The sequence below is a fragment of the Enterobacter sp. IF2SW-B1 genome, from assembly GCF_001743375.1.
Classification (GTDB): Bacteria; Pseudomonadota; Gammaproteobacteria; order Enterobacterales; family Enterobacteriaceae; genus Enterobacter; species Enterobacter bugandensis.
On the sequence record NZ_MJAA01000011.1, the window covers coordinates 1 to 15,964 of the forward strand.

The window sequence follows — 15,964 nt, forward strand, 5'->3', positions numbered from 1 at the left end:
TGCTCACGAGTCTGAGGCATTGGGCCGTCAGTCGCAGCAACAACCAGGATCGCGCCGTCCATCTGCGCAGCACCGGTGATCATGTTTTTAACATAGTCGGCGTGGCCTGGGCAGTCTACGTGTGCGTAGTGGCGAGTCGGGGTGTCGTATTCAACGTGAGAGGTGTTGATGGTGATACCACGAGCTTTTTCTTCTGGCGCGTTATCGATCTGGTCGAATGCACGAGCAGAACCACCGTAGGTTTTAGCCAGAACGGTAGTGATTGCAGCGGTCAGGGTAGTTTTACCATGGTCAACGTGGCCGATAGTACCAACGTTGACGTGCGGTTTTGTACGTTCAAATTTTTCTTTAGACACGGCTATATTCCTTACTATAGTGCTCTCCCCTCTGGAGAGAGCACGGGACTTAGGTTTTAATCCTGTGGATTACTTACCACGGGCTTCAATAACGGCCTGAGCAACGTTGTTAGGCGCATCATCATACTTCAGGAATTCCATGGTGTATGATGCACGACCTTTGGTCAGAGAACGCAGCTGAGTTGCATATCCGAACATTTCAGACAGCGGAACTTCAGCGTGGATCTTAACGCCAGTTACTTCGGATTCCTGACCACGCAGCATACCGCGACGACGGCTCAAGTCACCGATAACGTCACCGGTGTTCTCTTCAGGAGTTTCTACTTCAACCTTCATGATTGGCTCAAGCAGAACTGGTTTTGCTTTCTTAAAGCCTTCTTTAAAGGCAATAGACGCAGCCAGTTTAAACGCCAGTTCAGAGGAGTCAACGTCGTGGTAAGAACCGAAGTGCAGACGGATACCCATGTCAACAACCGGATAGCCAGCCAGAGGGCCCGCTTTCAGCTGTTCCTGGATGCCTTTATCAACGGCTGGGATGTATTCGCCAGGAATTACACCACCTTTGATGTCGTTGATGAACTCGTAACCTTTCGGGTTAGAGCCCGGCTCCAGTGGGTACATGTCGATCACAACGTGACCGTACTGACCGCGACCACCAGACTGCTTAGCGTGTTTACCTTCAACATCGGTAACTTTCGCGCGAATCGCTTCGCGGTAAGCAACCTGAGGTTTACCCACGTTCGCTTCAACGTTGAATTCACGCTTCATACGGTCAACGATGATGTCCAGGTGCAGTTCACCCATACCAGCGATGATGGTCTGGTTAGATTCTTCATCAGTCCATACGCGGAATGATGGGTCTTCTTTCGCCAGACGGCCCAGAGCCAGACCCATTTTTTCCTGGTCAGCTTTGGTTTTTGGTTCAACCGCGATGGAGATTACCGGCTCAGGGAATTCCATACGCTCCAGAATGATCGGGTGATCCGGGTCACACAGGGTGTCACCAGTGGTCACGTCTTTCAGACCGATAGCTGCAGCGATGTCGCCCGCACGAACTTCTTTGATCTCTTCACGTTTGTTAGCATGCATCTGTACGATACGGCCAAAACGTTCACGCGCCGCTTTCACGGAGTTCAGGATGGTGTCACCAGAGTTAACCACACCAGAGTAAACGCGGAAGAAGGTCAGGTTACCCACGAATGGGTCGGTAGCAATTTTGAACGCCAGTGCAGAGAACGGCTCGTCATCACTTGCGTGACGCTCAGCCGGAGTATCTTTACCGTCGTCCAGGATGCCGTTGATCGCAGGAACGTCAACCGGGGATGGCAGGTAGTCAACTACCGCATCCAGCATCGCCTGAACACCTTTGTTCTTGAACGCAGAACCACAGGTTACCAGGATGATTTCGTTGTTCAGAACGCGCTGACGCAGAGCTTTTTTGATCTCTTCTTCAGACAGTTCTTCACCACCCAGGTATTTCTCCATCAGCTCTTCAGAAGCTTCAGCAGCGGATTCGATCAGGTTCTGGTGCCATTCGTCAGCCAGGTCCTGCATCTCAGCCGGGATATCTTCGTATTCGAAGGTAACGCCCTGGTCTGCATCGTTCCAGTTGATGGCTTTCATTTTCACCAGGTCGATAACGCCGGTGAAGCCTTCTTCAGCACCAATTGCCAGCTGCAGCGGAACAGGGTTCGCGCCCAGACGGGTTTTGATCTGGCCAACAACTTTCAGGAAGTTAGCACCCATACGGTCCATTTTGTTAACGAACGCGATGCGTGGAACTTTATATTTGTTCGCCTGACGCCATACGGTTTCAGACTGTGGCTGAACACCACCAACTGCGCAATAAACCATTACCGCGCCGTCAAGAACACGCATGGAACGTTCTACTTCGATGGTGAAGTCAACGTGGCCCGGGGTGTCGATGATGTTTACGCGATGCGGTTCGTACTGCTTAGCCATACCTGACCAGAATGCAGTAGTCGCTGCGGAGGTGATGGTAATACCACGCTCCTGCTCCTGTTCCATCCAGTCCATGGTGGCTGCGCCGTCATGAACTTCACCGATTTTATGGTTTACACCGGTGTAGAACAGAATACGTTCGGTAGTAGTGGTCTTACCGGCGTCGATGTGCGCACTGATACCGATGTTACGGTAGCGTGCGATGGGTGTTGTACGAGCCATTTGATTCCTCGTTTGTTTCTTTAGGCGTTCAGTTAAGTTACCCAGAGCGGGCAGCTTCTCTGAAGCGCCCGCCTGGTGACTAATACTCCGAAGGGATTACCAACGGTAGTGTGCGAACGCCTTGTTGGCTTCTGCCATACGGTGAACGTCTTCACGTTTCTTAACTGCAGTACCTTTGTTTTCTGCAGCATCAGAAAGTTCGTTCGCCAGACGCAGAGCCATGGATTTATCACCGCGTTTACGAGCAGCTTCAACGATCCAACGCATTGCCAGGGCATTACGACGAACCGGACGAACTTCAACTGGAACCTGATAAGTAGAACCACCAACACGGCGGGACTTAACTTCTACAGTTGGGCGAACGTTGTCGAGAGCGACTTCGAAAGCTTCCAGTTCATTTTTACCAGAACGCTGAGCCAGGGTCTCCAGCGCGCTGTATACGATTGCTTCTGCAGTAGATTTTTTACCATCTACCATCAGGATATTTACAAATTTTGCCAGCAGTTCTGATCCGAACTTCGGATCTGGAAGAATTTTACGCTGACCAATGACGCGACGACGTGGCATGGGAATACTCCGTTGTTAATTCAGGATTGTCCAAAACTCTACGAGTTTAGTTTGACATTAAGATAAATCAGTTTGGCCTTACTTAACGGAGAACCATTAAGCCTTAGGACGCTTCACGCCGTACTTGGAGCGAGCCTGCTTACGGTCTTTAACACCTGAGCAGTCCAGCGCACCACGAACGGTGTGGTAACGAACACCCGGAAGGTCTTTAACACGACCGCCACGGATCAGGATCACGGAGTGCTCCTGCAGGTTGTGACCTTCACCACCGATGTAGGAAGTCACTTCGAAACCGTTAGTCAAACGCACACGGCATACTTTACGCAGTGCGGAGTTTGGTTTTTTAGGAGTGGTGGTATATACACGAGTACATACACCACGTTTCTGCGGGCAGGCTTCCAGCGCAGGCACGTTGCTTTTTGCAACTTTGCGTGCACGTGGTTTGCGTACCAGCTGGTTAACTGTTGCCATTAAATAGCTCCTGGTTTTAGCTTTTGCTTCGTAAACACGTAATAAAACGACCTCATACAATATGAGGACGCGAAATTTTAGGGCTACGTCGAAAAGGTGTCAAGAAATATACAGCGATCTCAAATCACCAGTTCATTTGACTGGCGTGCGTCACAGTAAGATTGACGAAATCAGTATAGCCAACCACGTCAATTTTGGCTGAAATTTGACCAGAAAGACCCCGCGCATCCAGATCGTCCTTCAGCGCAGAGACCGTTATGGGGGCGTTCGTGAGAATTTCAACGAAACGTCCACCTTCAAGTGCAGCGAGCACGCCATCCTGAATCAGCAGCAGATCGTCACCTTCGCGCAGCATGCTCAACAGCGTGTCGATATCACATTGCCATGGTGAATGGCTGAGAATATGTAGCATGGAAGCCTCAGAAAGTCAGAATGGTGTCGTAGTGGGATAGTTGTTCACGCAGTGCTGCGGCAGGTAAGGTCGTCACATCCAGCACAAAAGGCGTCTTATCGCTTAAACCGCGCGCCGTTAAAGAGTCGGCACAGACATAGCAGGTTTCGATATCGTAAAGCGGCAGCACTTTGAAGGTGGCGATGTAGTCGCGCGCCAGAATGGCCTGCGGCTGTTGGCCCGCCAGAAGCTGAAGCACGCCGTCCCCCAGAAAGAAGACACCGATATCTTCTGTTAACGCCGATGTCGCAAGCAGCGCATCCAGGCCTTCGCGGCCAGAGGTGCTGCCGTGCGGCGCAGAAGAAAAAACAAATGCCACACGCTTCATCAGAATTGCACCACTCTGTCGCAGGTTAACGCCGCCTGAGCCAATGCGCCCAGACCACTCAACGAAAAACCAGGCTGCAGGTTAGCGCCTGATAATCCCAGGCGCTCGGCTTCGGCTGCATCCGTCACGCCGCGACGCAGCGCCGCCGCCACGCAGATATGCAGCTCAACGCCCTGCTTTTCATTTAACGCCTGCCAGGCGCGGACCAGATCAAACTCGTCGCTCGCCGGCGACGTAAACTGGTTCGCGTTATACACCCCTTCCCGATAGAAGAAGACGCTCGCCAGTTCGTGTCCGGCCGCCAGCAGCGCATGCGCAAACTGCAGCGCGCTGCTGGCCTGTTGAGTTCCATACGCCGGGCCCGTCACCATTAATGCAAAACGCATTACTTATCCTGCCCCACGAAATCGCCGCTTTTGAACTGACGGATGTAGAGGTAAACCGTATGCTTGGAGATGTTCAGACGATCGGCCACCTGGTTGATGGCATCTTTAATGTCGAAAATCCCTTTCTCGTAGAGATTGAGTACGATCTGGCGATTCTTGGCGTTGTTCGATACGTTGCGGTCAGCATTGACCTCTTCAATGGTGAACTCAAGCGTCTGCGTGACGAGATCTTCAACGGAGGAGGCAAAGTTAACAGAAGAGCCAACGTCTGGCGTTTCTGGCGGAATAAAGGTGCTCATGATCTGCGAGAATGGCACATCAAGGTTCATGTTGATGCACAGCAGCCCAATCACACGATGCTCGCGATTTCGAATCGCGATGGTTTCTGATTTCATCAGCACGCCGCTTTTGGCGCGGGTGAAATAACATTTTGAGACGCTGCTGTCCGCGCCGGTCATGTCATGCAACATACGCAATGCAAGGTCGGTAATTGGCGAACCAATTTTACGGCCGGTATGCTCACCATTAGCAATGCGGATGGCGGAACACTTCAGATCTTGCAGGGAGTGCAATACGATTTCGCAGTGGGAACCAATGAGCATCGCTAACCCGTCCACTACCGCTTCATAGGATTTCAGAATATCGAAGTCGGTCTGGTCAAAAGGACGTTGATCCAGCAAATCAAGTTCACTGGTTTCGTTGGTTAAAAGCGACCTGGACATGAAAAAAACACTCCTTTTCAGGAGCCTGTCGTTAGGTTTTCAGGGCAGGCTCATTATCTACACGGACAACTAAATTAATACAGCGTGCCTAACGCTTTCCAGTGTTAATTATATCTGCCCCACAATAAAAAACCGCCGCCTTAAAAGGCGGCGGTTTGCATCACATTACTTCTTAGCGTCTGTCGCAGCTTTCTGATCTGCCTGCGCTTCCGGTTTCGCATCCGCTTTCGGCGCTGGTTTGATGTCCAGCAGCTCTACGTCGAAGACCAGCGTGGAGTTAGCCGGGATACCCGGGACGCCAGTTTTGCCATAGGCCAGATCCGGTGGGATAACCAGCTTGATTTTGCCGCCTTTTTTGATGTTTTTCAGGCCTTCAGTCCAGCCTGGGATCACACCGTCAAGACGGAAGGAAAGAGGTTCACCACGGGTGTAAGAGTTGTCGAACTCTTTACCGTCGATCAGCGTACCTTTGTAGTTCACCACAACGGTGTCGCTGTCTTTAGGCGCATCACCAGTACCTTCTTTCTCAACTTTGTACACCAGACCAGTAGAAGAGGTTTTCACACCCTTCTCTTTAGCAAAGGTGTCGCGGTAGGCTTTGCCTTTCGCTTCGTTGTCTTTAGCGTCCGCTTCCATCTTGGTCTGAGCGGCACCCTTAACGCGCGCTTCGAACGCCTGCAGAGTCTGTTCGATTTCCTGGTCAGACAGTTTGCTCTTATCAGCAAAAGCGTCCTGAACACCCGCGATCAGCTGGGCTTTGTCCAGTTTGATGCCCAGTTTCTCTTGTTCTTTCAGAGAGTTTTCCATGTAGCGGCCCAGAGATGCGCCCAGTGCGTAGGCGGATTTCTGGTCGTCATTTTTGAACGCCGCTTTGCTGTCTGCAGTGGCAGCAGGCTTCGCAGCAGTATCAGCAGCGAATGACAGCGGCGCGTTCAGTGCAACAGCCATCGTCGTCGCCAGCAGCGTTACTTTAAACAGTGATTTCATCCATATCTCCAGGGCCTGGGGACTCTCACCCCAGCGTTAAACGTAAATGAGTGACGTACTATAAAACGTTGCGGAAGAAATCTACAGACAGACACTTCCAATTCTCGCCACTTTTCAGACTATTTTTGTTTAAATAAGTTTCTTGCCAACGGGATAGAGACTGCACTTAAGGATAAACTCAGTTAAACTGCGCCGCCGCTGGGCCAATATGGCGTATCAGATATAAACGAGGTGAATGATGAAGGACACAATGATAGAAGCGAGAATGGCTGAGCTGGAAAGCCGCCTGGCTTTTCAGGACATCACCATCGAAGAGCTTAACCAGACCGTGACCGCGCACGAACTCGAAATGGCGAAACTGCGGGATCATATGCGCCTGCTAACGGAAAAGCTGAAGGCGACGCAGCCGTCAAATATTGCCTCTCAGTCGGAAGAGACGCCACCACCTCATTATTGAGGCGTAAAAAAAGCGGGATTATCCCGCTTTTTTATTTTCCGCATGACGGAATTAGTGGCAACCGCAGCCGCCGTTGCCGCAACCACCTTTACCGTGGCCGTGGTCATGACCATGGTCGTGGCCGTGACCACCGCAGCAGCCGTCGTGGCCGTGATCGTGATCATGGTCGTGACCATGAGCACCGTGAACGTGGCCATGGGCCAGCTCTTCTTCGGTCGCTTCACGGATCGCAACAACTTCTACGTTGAACTTCAGGTTCTGGCCAGCCAGCATGTGGTTGCCGTCAACCACAACGTGGTCGTCTTCAACTTCAGTGATTTCAACAGGAACCGGACCCTGGTCAGTTTCAGCCAGGAAGCGCATACCAACCTGCAGCTCGTCAACGCCCATGAACACGTCTTTAGGAACGCGCTGAACCAGGTTGTCGTCATACTGACCGTAAGCGTCGTTCGCGCCTACAGCAACGTCGAATTTATCGCCAACTTCATGACCTTCCAGCGCAGTTTCCAGGCCGGAAATCAGGGAACCGTGACCATGCAGGTAGTCCAGCGGCGCACTCACCGGAGACTCATCAACCAACACACCGTCTTCTGTACGTACCTGATAGGCCAGGCTGACCACCAGGTCTTTTGCTACTTTCATGATATCTCCTGAGCGTGGGAAAATTGCTGGCGCAGATTGTAGCGGAAATCTGCACCCGTGTACCCTTAAGCTTAAAAAAACTCAGAGCATATCGCTAGTCTGGATGAAAAATGCCGATCACTTGCTCTTCTTTGCGAACGTGATCGCGTGCTTCTTTGTCAGCCTCACGCATCTGGTGACCGCACTTAACGCACTCAACTATATCAATATTATTTTCGCGCCACATGGCCAGCGTATCTTGAGCCTGGCAAGACGGGCACTTTGCACCCGCGATAAAGCGTTTACGTACAGCCATCTTTCGTTACCTTTTATTCAAATTCATCCCAGCCGTCGAGCTGGCGTCGTTCCTGTTGCATCTCTCGCTGGAAGATCTCCTCCAGCTCGCGCCGCGCTTCCCGCACGCGGGAGATCTGCGCCGTATCGCTATGCACAGGCATTAATTCGCGCAGCATGCGCATATCCAGCCGGCGGAAGTGCATCTGGGCGCGCTGCGCCTGGTGAGGATGCATCCCCAGGGAGATTAACGCCTTGCGCCCCAGTTCCAGCGCACTGGAGAACGTCTCACGGGAGAAGTGTTTCACACCTGCCTGCAACAATTCGTGAGCTTCAACACGTCCCCGGGCACGCGCCAGAATATTCAGGTGCGGGAAATGCTGCTGACATAGCTCCACCAGCTTCATTGTATCTTCCGGATCGTTGCAGGTGATGACGATAGACTCCGCGGCTTCCGCCCCGGCCGAGCGCAGAAGCTCAAGCTGGGTGGCATCGCCGTAATAGACCTTGTAGCCATATTTGCGCATCAGGTTGACCGCGCTGATATCGCGCTCCAGCACCGTAATGCGCATTTTGTTCGCCATCAACAGGCGGCCAATCACCTGCCCGAAGCGGCCGAAGCCCACGACGATCACCTGCGGCTTATCGTCTTCTACCCACGGCGCTTCATCTTCATCGTCTGCCGGATTCAGGCGGCGCGACAGGAGTTTATCCACCATCTTCATCAGCAGAGGCGTGGTCATCATCGACAGCGTTACCGTCACCAGCAGCAGCGCCATCTGGTCATCTTTAAACAGCTTCTGGGAGGAGGCGGTGGAGAACAGCACAAACGCAAACTCGCCACCCTGGCTCAACACGCTGGCAAACTGCATGCGTTCCGAACTGCGCAACCCGTAGATACGCGCCATGACGTACAGCACCAGCATTTTCACCGCCACCAGGATCGCAACACTCACCGCAACCCAGAGCAAATGGGTATAAAGCACGCCAAGATTGAGCGCCATTCCCACCGAAATAAAGAACAGGCCTAACAGCAGCCCTTTGAAGGGATCGATGGCAATTTCCAGTTCGTGCCGATATTCACTCTCCGCCAGCAGCACGCCGGCAATAAAGGTGCCCAGCGCCATCGACAGCCCCAGCGCGTCCATAAACAGCGCCGAGCCGAGCACCAGCAGCAACGTCGCGGCGGTAAACACCTCGCGCACGCCCGAGGCGGCAATAAAGCGGAACACCGGACGTAACAGGAAACGTCCGCCAATCAGCATGCCCGCGAAGGCCAGCACCTTCATAGAAATTTTTGCCCAGTCGAAGTGATCGTCGCCCGAGCCCGCCAGCAGCGGCACCAGTGCCAGCGCCGGGATCACCGCTAAATCCTGGAACAGCAGCACCGAAAAGCCCAGCTGTCCGGCCTCATTGCGGTTCATCCCCTTGTCGCGCATCAGCTGCAGCGCCATCGCCGTCGACGACATTGCGAGACCAATCCCGCCAATCACCGCCGCCTGCCAGGAAAAGTTGGTCAGCATTAACAGGCCAGCCAGAATCGCGGCGCTAAACAGCACCTGCGCGGCGCCCACGCCAAAGATAGAGCGTCGAAGCTGCCACAGCTTCGAGGGGTTCAGTTCGAGGCCGATGATGAACATCAGGAACACCACGCCGAGCTCCGAGAAGTGGAGAATTTCATCCACGTCGCTGATGAAACCCAGTCCCCATGGGCCAATGGCGATCCCCGCGAGCAAATACCCCAGCACCGCCCCGATGCCGATACGGGCGGCAAGCGGCACCGCGACGACGGCGGCAAATAAAAACAGCACCCCGGCGAGGAGTAAATTCGATCCTTCCATTAACGACCTCCTGCCGGAATCGGTGATGCCAGCCATTCGCCGTAGGCTCTGGCGTGGCTTGCGAGCGCTTTCGGGTCCTGACGCCGCGCCCAGTAAACAATAATCGGGCTCATCCAGTGCATGCGGCACATGGCCGCCGTCAGCTCGAACGGCCTCAGGATGTCGCTCATGGGATAGCGGTTCAGCCCGTCGTGACGGTAAGCGCTTTCGGGTTCACCGGTGGTGATCACACTGCGCCAGTACTTTCCCGCCAGCTGGTTGCCCCCCACCCCACTGGAAAAGCCCCGGCTCAGCACGCGGTCCAGCCACTCTTTCAGCAGTGCCGGACAGCTGTAGGTATAGAGCGGATGCTGAAATACAATCACGTCATGCTGACGCAGCAGTTCCTGCTCGTAAGGAATATCGATAAAGAAATCAGGATAGTGCGCGTAGAGATCGTGCACCGTGACGTTACTGAGCTGTGTGGCCGGCTTAAGCAGCACCCGGTTCGCCACCGAGTCCTGAGATTCCGGATGGGCATACAGCAGCAGCACTTTCGCTGTCTGAGACATCACTCCCCTCCCGGTTCTGTTTTTGTGTATTGTTGTCGTTTTGGGCTACCATGGCGGCCCGGTGGGGAAAATGGCCCACACCTTACATTATCATAATGACAAATTAACATAGTCGGAACATACGGCGCTTCTATGATTGTTTTCTCCTCGTTACAAATTCGTCGCGGCGTGCGCGTCCTGCTGGATAACGCCACTGCTACCATCAACCCGGGCCAGAAAGTGGGTCTGGTCGGCAAAAACGGCTGCGGTAAATCCACCCTGCTGGCGCTGCTGAAAAACGAGATTAGCGCGGATGGTGGTAACTTTACCTTCCCGGGGAACTGGCAGCTCGCGTGGGTAAACCAGGAGACGCCAGCCCTGAGCGAACCGGCGCTCGACTATGTTATCGACGGAGATCGCGAGTACCGTAAGCTCGAAGCGGAACTCAACGCGGCCAACGAGCGCAACGACGGTCACGCCATCGCTACCGTTCACGGCAAGCTGGACGCCATCGACGCGTGGACCATTCGCTCCCGCGCCTCCAGCCTGCTGCACGGCCTGGGCTTTAGCAATGAACAGCTTGAACGCCCGGTAAGCGACTTCTCCGGCGGCTGGCGCATGCGCCTCAACCTGGCGCAGGCGCTGATCTGCCGCTCAGACCTGCTCCTGCTCGATGAACCGACCAACCACCTCGATCTCGATGCGGTTATTTGGCTCGAGAAGTGGCTCAAGAGCTATCAGGGCACTCTGATTCTCATCTCCCACGACCGCGACTTCCTCGACCCGGTGGTGGATAAAATCATTCATATCGAACAGCAAACCATGTTCGAGTACACCGGCAACTACAGCTCCTTTGAGCGCCAGCGCGCGACGCGCCTTGCTCAGCAGCAGTCGATGTATGAAAGCCAACAGCAGCGCGTGGCGCATCTGCAGAGCTTCGTGGATCGCTTCAAAGCTAAAGCGTCAAAAGCCAAGCAGGCCCAGAGCCGCATCAAGATGCTGGAACGCATGGAGATGATTGCCCCGGCACACGTGGATAACCCGTTCCACTTCAGCTTCCGCGCGCCGGAAAGCCTGCCGAACCCGCTGCTGAAGATGGAAAAAGTGAGCGCAGGCTATGGCGATCGCATCATCCTCGACTCTATCAAGCTTAACCTGGTGCCGGGTTCGCGCATTGGCCTGCTGGGGCGCAACGGCGCCGGTAAATCGACATTAATTAAGCTGCTCGCGGGCGAGCTTAACCCAACCAGCGGTGAAATCGGCCTGGCGAAGGGCATTAAGCTTGGCTATTTCGCCCAACATCAGCTGGAATTTTTACGCGCAGATGAATCGCCGATTCAGCATCTGGCGCGTCTTGCGCCGCAGGAAATGGAGCAGAAACTGCGCGACTACCTCGGCGGCTTCGGCTTCCAGGGCGATAAGGTGACCGAAAACACCGAGCGTTTCTCCGGCGGCGAAAAAGCCCGTCTGGTGCTGGCGCTGATCGTCTGGCAGAGACCCAACCTGCTGCTGCTCGATGAACCGACCAACCACCTGGATCTCGACATGCGTCAGGCGCTGACCGAAGCGCTGATTGAGTTCGAAGGCGCACTGGTTGTCGTGTCGCACGATCGCCACCTGATCCGATCCACCACCGACGATCTCTACCTGGTACACGGCGGCAAAGTCGAACCGTTCGACGGCGATCTGGAAGACTACCAGCAGTGGCTGACGGACGTACAAAAGCAGGAAAACCAGCCGGAAGAGTCAGCGAAAGACAACGTCAACAGCGCACAGTCGCGTAAAGACCAGAAGCGCCGCGAAGCGGAACTGCGCACCCAGACCCAGCCGCTGCGTAAAGAGATTGCCCGTCTTGAAAAAGAGATGGAAAAGCTCAACGCCACGCTTGCTGCCGTCGAAGAGAAGCTGGGCGACAGCGACCTGTACGATCAGAGCCGTAAAGTGGAGCTAACGGATTGTCTGCAAACGCAGGCGAAAGCAAAATCCAGCCTCGAAGAGTGCGAAATGGCATGGCTGGATGCCCAGGAACAGCTGGAAGCGATGCTGCAGGCAGACTGAATTTTTACCCCGTTGTGCGAACGGAATCTATCTCTGGTTCGGAAATCCAGGCTAAACGGGGTACAATTCGGAAAGTATAGTGAATTTCTGACAAGAATCAGCATCGTCCTTATGACCCAAATCATTCCATCAGACTTCGACATTACAGCCGAAGACAGCACCGAGTTCGTGCCCATGCGCGGCGTGGCCAACTGCCATTTGCAGACCATGCTGCCGCGGCTGATCCGCCGCAAGGTCCAGTTCACTCCGCACTGGCAACGGCTCGATCTGCCGGACGGTGATTTTCTGGATCTCGCCTGGAGCGAAGCGCCGGAACAGGCTCTTCATAAGCCGCGTCTGGTGGTTTTTCACGGTTTAGAAGGCAGCCTGCACAGTCCGTATGCGCATGGGTTAATTGAGGCCGCCAAAGCGCGCGGCTGGCTCGGCGTGGTGATGCATTTTCGCGGCTGTAGCGGCGAGCCGAATCGTCAGAAACGCATTTATCACTCGGGTGAAACCGAAGATGGCACGTGGTTTCTACACTGGCTGCGGGAAAATTATGGCGCCGCGCCAACGGCCGCCGTGGGCTACTCGCTGGGCGGTAATATGCTCGCCTGTCTGCTGGCCAAAGAGGGCGACAGCGTACCGCTGAATGCAGCAGTGATTGTCTCCGCACCGTTTATGCTGGAGCAGTGCAGCTACCACATGGAAAAAGGCTTTTCTCGCGTCTATCAGCGCTATCTGCTCAACCTGCTGAAAGCCAACGCGGCGCGAAAGCTGAAGGCCTATCCGGATACCCTGCCGGTAAGCCTGCGTCAGCTGAAAAAAGTACGCTGCATCCGCGAATTCGACGATCTGATCACCGCCAAAATTCACGGCTTCGCCGATGCTATCGACTATTACCGACAGTGCAGCGCCATGCCGCTGCTCAGCAAAATCACGCAGCCGACGCTGATTATTCACGCCAAAGATGACCCATTCATGGATCATCACTCTATTCCCGCGCAGGAATTCCTGCCTGACAACGTTCACTACCAGCTGACCGAACATGGTGGCCACGTGGGGTTCATCGGCGGCACGCTGCGCAGGCCGAAAATGTGGCTGGAAGCGCGCATTCCTGACTGGCTGACTCCTTATCTGGATGGTGCAAAATGATCATTCCCTGGCAGGATCTGGCTCCCGAAACGCTCGATAATCTGATTGAAAGCTTTGTATTACGCGAAGGCACCGATTATGGTGAACATGAGCGTTCGCTTGAGCAAAAGGTCAACGATGTAAAACGCCAGCTGAAAAGCGGCGACGTGGTGCTGGTGTGGTCAGAACTGCATGAGACGGTCAATATCATGCCCCGCAACGCGTTTCACGGCTGATCTTCCAACCTTTTCCGTCAGGGAGTTGCTATGTCTGCCAGACATCCCATTATTGCCGTTACGGGGTCGAGTGGTGCGGGAACCACCACCACCAGCCTCGCTTTTCGCAAGATTTTCGCCCAGCTGAATCTCCGTTCGGCGGAGGTCGAAGGCGACAGCTTTCACCGCTATACGCGGCCTGAGATGGACATGGCGATCCGCAAGGCACGCGATTTGGGTAAACACATCAGCTACTTTGGCCCGGAAGCCAATGATTTCGGCCTGCTGGAGCAAACCTTCCGCGAATACGGTCAGAGCGGTACCGGGCAGTCCCGTAAGTATCTGCACACCTACGACGAAGCCGTACCCTGGAACCAGGTGCCGGGCACCTTTACCCCCTGGCAACCGCTGCCGGAACCCACCGACGTGCTGTTTTATGAAGGATTGCACGGCGGCGTTGTCACACCTCAGCACGACGTGGCGCGCCATGTGGATCTGCTGGTCGGGGTGGTGCCGATCGTTAACCTGGAGTGGATCCAGAAGCTGACGCGCGACATGAGCGAGCGCGGCCATTCGCGCGAGGCGGTAATGGACTCGGTGGTGCGCTCCATGGAAGATTACATCAACTATCTCACGCCGCAGTTCTCCCGCACGCACATTAACTTCCAGCGCGTGCCGACGGTGGACACTTCCAATCCGTTCGCGGCGAAAAGCATCCCGTCGTTGGATGAGAGCTTTGTGGTGATCCACTTCCGCAATCTTGAAGGCATTGATTACCCCTGGCTGCTGGCGATGCTGCAGGGCTCGTTTATTTCCCACATGAATACGTTAGTGGTTCCCGGTGGAAAAATGGGGCTGGCAATGGAGCTGATCATGACGCCGCTGGTGGAGCGACTGATGGAAGGGAAGCAGATCGCGTGAACATGTTCCCTCTCCCCGTGGGAGAGGGTTAGGGTGAGGGCATCAACACGCACGATGCCCCAATAATTAAGCCTCGATCACTTCATACGAATGGGTGATTTTTACCGCTTTCTCCAGCATTAACGCCACAGAGCAGTATTTCTCCGCAGAGAGATCAACCGCGCGTGAGACCGCCGCGTCTTTCAGTTCTTTCCCGGTGACAACAAAGTGCAGATTAATGTGGGTGAACAGGCGTGGCGCCTCTTCGCGACGCTCTGAGGTGAGTTTAACCTCGCAATCCGTCACGTCATGACGGCCTTTTTGCAGAATCGACACCACGTCGATCGCGCTGCATCCGCCTGCCGCCATCAGCACCATTTCCATTGGGCTTGGAGCTTTATCGCCGGAGTTACCATCCATCAAAATCTGGTGTCCTGATGCGGACTCGCCCAGGAACGTTAAACCTTCAACCCACTTCACGCGCGCTTGCATATTCATTAACTCCAACGTTGCATTTTTGGTGACAGATTACGCGTGCGTTACATTTCTCGCAATGGAAGGCGACCTGCATCATGCTGAAGCGAGACACCAGGAGACACGCGGCAAAAGCTATGCTAAAACACTCAGGATGCTACAGTAATACATTGACGTTACACATGTATGCAGAGGACATCAAACTTTACTGGCTGCGAAACGTTACGACAGCCGACTTCCCAGGGTATGGGTAAGAATTCGATTGCAACCCCAGAGTCCGGATGCATCTGAAGACTCTGGTGACAGCTTATAACAGAGGATAACAGCGCATGGTGCTTGGCAAACCGCAAACAGACCCGACTCTCGAATGGTTCTTGTCTCATTGCCACATTCATAAGTACCCATCAAAGAGCACGCTGATTCACCAGGGTGAAAAAGCGGAAACGTTGTATTACATCGTCAAAGGCTCGGTGGCAGTGCTGATCAAAGATGAGGAAGGCAAAGAGATGATCCTTTCCTATCTGAACCAGGGCGATTTTATCGGTGAACTGGGCCTGTTTGAAGAAGGCCAGGAACGTAGCGCCTGGGTTCGTGCAAAGACAGCATGTGAAGTGGCTGAAATTTCTTATAAGAAATTCCGTCAGCTGATTCAGGTTAACCCTGACATCCTGATGCGTCTTTCTTCCCAGATGGCGCGCCGTCTGCAGGTGACGTCAGAGAAAGTGGGTAACCTCGCCTTCCTGGACGTGACTGGCCGTATTGCGCAGACTCTGCTGAACCTGGCGAAACAGCCAGACGCGATGACCCACCCGGACGGCATGCAAATTAAAATTACCCGTCAGGAAATCGGTCAGATCGTCGGTTGCTCCCGCGAAACGGTGGGCCGTATTCTGAAAATGCTGGAAGATCAAAACCTGATCTCCGCCCACGGTAAAACCATCGTGGTTTACGGAACCCGTTAATCCTGCCTAAACGGCGTGCCATCGCGAGGTGTCACGCCGTTTTTGTC

The 15,964-nt window shown here is 54.1% G+C and carries 20 protein-coding genes; 6 read left to right on the top strand and 14 right to left on the bottom strand.

What is annotated here, in order from left to right; translation table 11 throughout:
• From A6013_RS19680 to fkpA, 9 genes are all read right to left on the bottom strand, one after another.
• Positions 1-356 (bottom strand): GTP-binding protein (locus tag A6013_RS19680; RefSeq protein WP_040246689.1); only part of this gene is annotated, 356 nt, incomplete at its 3' end.
• A 69-nt stretch (positions 357-425) separates the two neighbouring features.
• Positions 426-2,540, bottom strand: coding sequence for an elongation factor G (gene fusA / locus A6013_RS19685; RefSeq protein WP_028014637.1), 2,115 nt, complete (start codon positions 2,538-2,540; stop codon positions 426-428).
• Positions 2,541-2,636: 96 nt separating this feature from the next.
• Positions 2,637-3,107, bottom strand: coding sequence for a 30S ribosomal protein S7 (rpsG, locus tag A6013_RS19690; RefSeq protein ID WP_003861706.1), 471 nt, complete (start codon positions 3,105-3,107; stop codon positions 2,637-2,639).
• A gap of 96 nt (positions 3,108-3,203) precedes the next feature.
• Positions 3,204-3,578 (bottom strand): 30S ribosomal protein S12, encoded by a 375-nt coding sequence (gene rpsL / locus A6013_RS19695; protein WP_000246815.1) that lies wholly within the window; start codon positions 3,576-3,578, stop codon positions 3,204-3,206.
• A 124-nt stretch (positions 3,579-3,702) separates the two neighbouring features.
• Positions 3,703-3,990 (bottom strand): sulfurtransferase complex subunit TusB, encoded by a 288-nt coding sequence (gene tusB, locus A6013_RS19700; protein WP_041911943.1) that lies wholly within the window; start codon positions 3,988-3,990, stop codon positions 3,703-3,705.
• A 7-nt stretch (positions 3,991-3,997) separates the two neighbouring features.
• Positions 3,998-4,357 carry a sulfurtransferase complex subunit TusC gene (gene tusC / locus A6013_RS19705; protein WP_045630323.1) on the bottom strand — a complete coding sequence of 120 codons (360 nt, stop codon included), beginning with the start codon at positions 4,355-4,357 and terminating at the stop codon, positions 3,998-4,000.
• Positions 4,357-4,743, bottom strand: a complete 387-nt coding sequence (gene tusD / locus A6013_RS19710) for a sulfurtransferase complex subunit TusD (RefSeq protein WP_028014640.1) — start codon at positions 4,741-4,743, stop codon at positions 4,357-4,359. The genes tusC and tusD overlap by 1 nt, the downstream gene beginning before the upstream one ends.
• Positions 4,743-5,465, bottom strand: a complete 723-nt coding sequence (locus A6013_RS19715; RefSeq protein WP_014885489.1) for a transcriptional regulator — start codon at positions 5,463-5,465, stop codon at positions 4,743-4,745. The genes tusD and A6013_RS19715 overlap by 1 nt, the downstream gene beginning before the upstream one ends.
• A gap of 165 nt (positions 5,466-5,630) precedes the next feature.
• Positions 5,631-6,452 (bottom strand): FKBP-type peptidyl-prolyl cis-trans isomerase, encoded by an 822-nt coding sequence (gene fkpA / locus A6013_RS19720; RefSeq protein ID WP_023331457.1) that lies wholly within the window; start codon positions 6,450-6,452, stop codon positions 5,631-5,633.
• Between the two features lie 238 nt (positions 6,453-6,690).
• Here fkpA and A6013_RS19725 point away from each other — a divergent pair, with 238 nt between their 5' ends.
• Positions 6,691-6,909 carry a protein SlyX gene (locus A6013_RS19725; RefSeq protein ID WP_028014642.1) on the top strand — a complete coding sequence of 73 codons (219 nt, stop codon included), beginning with the start codon at positions 6,691-6,693 and terminating at the stop codon, positions 6,907-6,909.
• A gap of 51 nt (positions 6,910-6,960) precedes the next feature.
• On the opposite strand, the gene slyD is transcribed toward A6013_RS19725, so the two are convergent.
• The 4 genes from slyD to kefG form a co-directional block, all read right to left on the bottom strand.
• Complete coding sequence (slyD, locus tag A6013_RS19730) at positions 6,961-7,551, bottom strand: peptidylprolyl isomerase (protein WP_003861691.1); 591 nt, start codon at positions 7,549-7,551, stop codon at positions 6,961-6,963.
• 94 nt (positions 7,552-7,645) lie between these two features.
• The gene (locus A6013_RS19735) at positions 7,646-7,846 is read right to left on the bottom strand and encodes a YheV family putative zinc ribbon protein (RefSeq protein WP_003861689.1); all 201 of its coding nucleotides are present in this window, start codon (positions 7,844-7,846) and stop codon (positions 7,646-7,648) included.
• A 13-nt stretch (positions 7,847-7,859) separates the two neighbouring features.
• Positions 7,860-9,665, bottom strand: a complete 1,806-nt coding sequence (gene kefB, locus A6013_RS19740) for a glutathione-regulated potassium-efflux system protein KefB (protein ID WP_028014643.1) — start codon at positions 9,663-9,665, stop codon at positions 7,860-7,862.
• A complete protein-coding gene (gene kefG, locus A6013_RS19745; RefSeq protein ID WP_006812200.1) occupies positions 9,665-10,216 on the bottom strand; it encodes a glutathione-regulated potassium-efflux system ancillary protein KefG in 552 nt (183 codons plus the stop codon). Before kefG ends, kefB begins: the two co-directional genes overlap by 1 nt.
• 132 nt (positions 10,217-10,348) lie before the next feature.
• Here kefG and A6013_RS19750 point away from each other — a divergent pair, with 132 nt between their 5' ends.
• The 4 genes from A6013_RS19750 to A6013_RS19765 all read left to right on the top strand — a co-directional run bounded on the left by A6013_RS19750 (position 10,349) and on the right by A6013_RS19765 (position 14,502).
• A complete protein-coding gene (locus A6013_RS19750; RefSeq protein ID WP_069733626.1) occupies positions 10,349-12,253 on the top strand; it encodes an ABC transporter ATP-binding protein in 1,905 nt (634 codons plus the stop codon).
• A 111-nt stretch (positions 12,254-12,364) separates the two neighbouring features.
• The gene (locus tag A6013_RS19755; protein WP_063155645.1) at positions 12,365-13,387 is read left to right on the top strand and encodes a hydrolase; all 1,023 of its coding nucleotides are present in this window, start codon (positions 12,365-12,367) and stop codon (positions 13,385-13,387) included.
• Positions 13,384-13,602, top strand: a complete 219-nt coding sequence (locus A6013_RS19760) for a YheU family protein (protein ID WP_013099053.1) — start codon at positions 13,384-13,386, stop codon at positions 13,600-13,602. The genes A6013_RS19755 and A6013_RS19760 overlap by 4 nt, the downstream gene beginning before the upstream one ends.
• 30 nt (positions 13,603-13,632) lie before the next feature.
• The gene (locus tag A6013_RS19765) at positions 13,633-14,502 is read left to right on the top strand and encodes a phosphoribulokinase (protein ID WP_028014646.1); all 870 of its coding nucleotides are present in this window, start codon (positions 13,633-13,635) and stop codon (positions 14,500-14,502) included.
• Between the two features lie 66 nt (positions 14,503-14,568).
• On the opposite strand, the gene A6013_RS19770 is transcribed toward A6013_RS19765, so the two are convergent.
• On the bottom strand, positions 14,569-14,973 hold the full coding sequence (locus A6013_RS19770) for an OsmC family protein (protein ID WP_008503018.1): 405 nt from the start codon (positions 14,971-14,973) through the stop codon (positions 14,569-14,571).
• Between the two features lie 311 nt (positions 14,974-15,284).
• Here A6013_RS19770 and crp point away from each other — a divergent pair, with 311 nt between their 5' ends.
• Positions 15,285-15,917, top strand: coding sequence for a cAMP-activated global transcriptional regulator CRP (gene crp, locus A6013_RS19775; protein WP_000242758.1), 633 nt, complete (start codon positions 15,285-15,287; stop codon positions 15,915-15,917).
• Positions 15,918-15,964 lie beyond the last annotated feature (47 nt).

Excerpts from the sequence above, each read along its gene's own strand:
- slyD (WP_003861691.1), bottom strand. The coding sequence starts at position 7,551 with ATGAAAGTAGCAAAAGACCTGGTGGTCAGCCTGGCCTATCAGGTACGT.
- A6013_RS19765 (WP_028014646.1), top strand. The coding sequence starts at position 13,633 with ATGTCTGCCAGACATCCCATTATTGCCGTTACGGGGTCGAGTGGTGCG.
- tusC (WP_045630323.1), bottom strand. The coding sequence starts at position 4,357 with ATGAAGCGTGTGGCATTTGTTTTTTCTTCTGCGCCGCACGGCAGCACC.
- rpsL (WP_000246815.1), bottom strand. The coding sequence starts at position 3,578 with ATGGCAACAGTTAACCAGCTGGTACGCAAACCACGTGCACGCAAAGTT.
- tusD (WP_028014640.1), bottom strand. The coding sequence starts at position 4,743 with ATGCGTTTTGCATTAATGGTGACGGGCCCGGCGTATGGAACTCAACAG.
- A6013_RS19715 (WP_014885489.1), bottom strand. The coding sequence starts at position 5,465 with ATGTCCAGGTCGCTTTTAACCAACGAAACCAGTGAACTTGATTTGCTG.
- A6013_RS19760 (WP_013099053.1), top strand. The coding sequence starts at position 13,384 with ATGATCATTCCCTGGCAGGATCTGGCTCCCGAAACGCTCGATAATCTG.
- tusB (WP_041911943.1), bottom strand. The coding sequence starts at position 3,990 with ATGCTACATATTCTCAGCCATTCACCATGGCAATGTGATATCGACACG.
- A6013_RS19750 (WP_069733626.1), top strand. The coding sequence starts at position 10,349 with ATGATTGTTTTCTCCTCGTTACAAATTCGTCGCGGCGTGCGCGTCCTG.
- kefB (WP_028014643.1), bottom strand. The coding sequence starts at position 9,665 with ATGGAAGGATCGAATTTACTCCTCGCCGGGGTGCTGTTTTTATTTGCC.
- crp (WP_000242758.1), top strand. The coding sequence starts at position 15,285 with ATGGTGCTTGGCAAACCGCAAACAGACCCGACTCTCGAATGGTTCTTG.
- rpsG (WP_003861706.1), bottom strand. The coding sequence starts at position 3,107 with ATGCCACGTCGTCGCGTCATTGGTCAGCGTAAAATTCTTCCAGATCCG.
- kefG (WP_006812200.1), bottom strand. The coding sequence starts at position 10,216 with ATGTCTCAGACAGCGAAAGTGCTGCTGCTGTATGCCCATCCGGAATCT.
- A6013_RS19725 (WP_028014642.1), top strand. The coding sequence starts at position 6,691 with ATGAAGGACACAATGATAGAAGCGAGAATGGCTGAGCTGGAAAGCCGC.
- fusA (WP_028014637.1), bottom strand. The coding sequence starts at position 2,540 with ATGGCTCGTACAACACCCATCGCACGCTACCGTAACATCGGTATCAGT.
- A6013_RS19755 (WP_063155645.1), top strand. The coding sequence starts at position 12,365 with ATGACCCAAATCATTCCATCAGACTTCGACATTACAGCCGAAGACAGC.
- fkpA (WP_023331457.1), bottom strand. The coding sequence starts at position 6,452 with ATGAAATCACTGTTTAAAGTAACGCTGCTGGCGACGACGATGGCTGTT.
- A6013_RS19770 (WP_008503018.1), bottom strand. The coding sequence starts at position 14,973 with ATGCAAGCGCGCGTGAAGTGGGTTGAAGGTTTAACGTTCCTGGGCGAG.
- A6013_RS19735 (WP_003861689.1), bottom strand. The coding sequence starts at position 7,846 with ATGGCTGTACGTAAACGCTTTATCGCGGGTGCAAAGTGCCCGTCTTGC.